The sequence below is a fragment of the Caulobacter sp. D5 genome (assembly GCF_003185805.1).
Lineage (GTDB): Bacteria > Pseudomonadota > Alphaproteobacteria > Caulobacterales > Caulobacteraceae > Caulobacter.
Genome location: NZ_QHJY01000342.1, coordinates 1 through 1533 on the forward strand (window position 1 = coordinate 1; position 1533 = coordinate 1533).

Here is a 1533-nt window from a genome sequence, read left to right on the forward strand (position 1 = left end):
GCCTGGCCAACGCCGTGGTCCCGGCCGACGAGCTGCGGGCCCGCGCCCGCGCCGCCGCCGACCAGCTGGCCAAGCGTCCGCTTGGCGCCCTGACCGTCACCAAGCGCCTGATGCGCGACGCCGAGGCCATCGCCGACCTGATGGACAAGGAAGGCGCCCTGTTCGCCGAGCGCCTGCAGACCGCCGAGGCCCGCGAAGCCTTCATGGCCTTCGCCGAGCGCCGCGCGCCTGACTTCAGCAAGGTGGGGTGATTACATCGAGACCCTCCCCCTGAAGGGGGAGGTGTCGCCGAAGGCGGCGGAGGGGGAAGCCCCCCCTCCGCCTCCGTAGGAACTTCCCCCTCCGGCCGCTCCGCGGCCACCTCCCCCTTCGGGGAGAGGGTCTTGAGACAAGGATCCTCGCCATGGCCGAACGCATCGTCTCGCCCTTCGGGGCCCGCAGCACCGCCGGCGAGGTGGTCGCCGGTCATGACCTCACGGGCCGCATGGCCATTGTCACCGGCGCGGCCACCGGCATCGGGATCGAGACCGCCCGGGCCCTGGCCGAAGCCGGCGCGGAGGTGGTGATCGCCGCCCGCAAGCCCGACCTGGGCGCGCAAGCCGTCGCCGAGATCGAGCGCACCGCCGGACCCGGCAAGGCGCGGTTCGCCATGCTCGACCTCTCCAGCCTGGCCTCGGTGCGGGCCTTCGCCCAGGCCTGGGGCGAGGCGCCGCTGCATCTGCTGATCAACAACGCCGGCGTCATGGCCTGCCCGCTCGCCTACACCGAAGACGGGCTGGAGATGCAGATCGGCACGAACCACTTCGGCCACTTCGCGCTGTCGACGCTGCTGGCGGAAAACCTTGTGGCGGGGGCGCAAGGGTCGGGCGTTCCCTCGCGCCTGGTGTCGCTGTCGTCGATCGGCCACCGGCGCTCGGGCGTGGATTTCGAGGACCCGCACTTTCGCCACCGGCCCTACGACAAGTGGGAGGCCTACGGCCAGGCCAAGACCGCCAACAGCCTGTTCGCCGTCGGCTTCGACGCCCGGTTCAAGGACCTGGGCGTACGCGCCAACGCCGTCATGCCCGGCGGCATCATGACCCCGCTGCAGCGCCACCTGCCGATCGAGGAGCAGGTCGCCCTGGGCTGGATCGGCGAGGACGGCAAGCCGCGCGACGGCTTCAAGACCCCGCAGCAGGGCGCGGCCACCAGCGTCTGGGCGGCGGTCGGCCCCGAACTCGACGGCGTCGGCGGGCTCTATCTGGAAGACTGCAAGCAGGCCGTCGCCTGGACCAAGGACAAACCCTGGGCCGGGGTGCTGCCGCACGCGCTGGACCCCGAGGCGGCCGAGCGGCTGTGGGCGCTGTCGGTGGAGACGACTTGAGTCCCCTCTCCCCTTGCGGGAGAGGGTGGCCCTGCGGAGCAGGGTCGGGTGAGGGGTCTCTCAAAAATCAAAGCTGTGTGCAGCGGATCAGCCGGGTGCGGCGTCTCACTTCTGAGAGACCCCTCATCCGACGGCTTCGCCGCCACCTTCTCCCGCAAGGGGAGAAGGAT

At 71.3% G+C, this 1533-nt stretch carries 2 protein-coding genes; both read left to right on the plus strand.

Going from position 1 to position 1533, the window contains the following annotated elements; genetic code table 11:
- On the plus strand, positions 1-251 hold a 251-nt coding region (locus tag DMC18_RS20150; RefSeq protein ID WP_233248237.1), incomplete at its 5' end, for an enoyl-CoA hydratase-related protein.
- A 152-nt stretch (positions 252-403) separates the two neighbouring features.
- Positions 404-1363 (plus strand): SDR family NAD(P)-dependent oxidoreductase, encoded by a 960-nt coding sequence (locus tag DMC18_RS20155; protein ID WP_110118314.1) that lies wholly within the window; start codon positions 404-406, stop codon positions 1361-1363.
- Positions 1364-1533 lie beyond the last annotated feature (170 nt).

Excerpts from the sequence above, each read along its gene's own strand:
- DMC18_RS20155 (WP_110118314.1), top strand. The coding sequence starts at position 404 with ATGGCCGAACGCATCGTCTCGCCCTTCGGGGCCCGCAGCACCGCCGGC.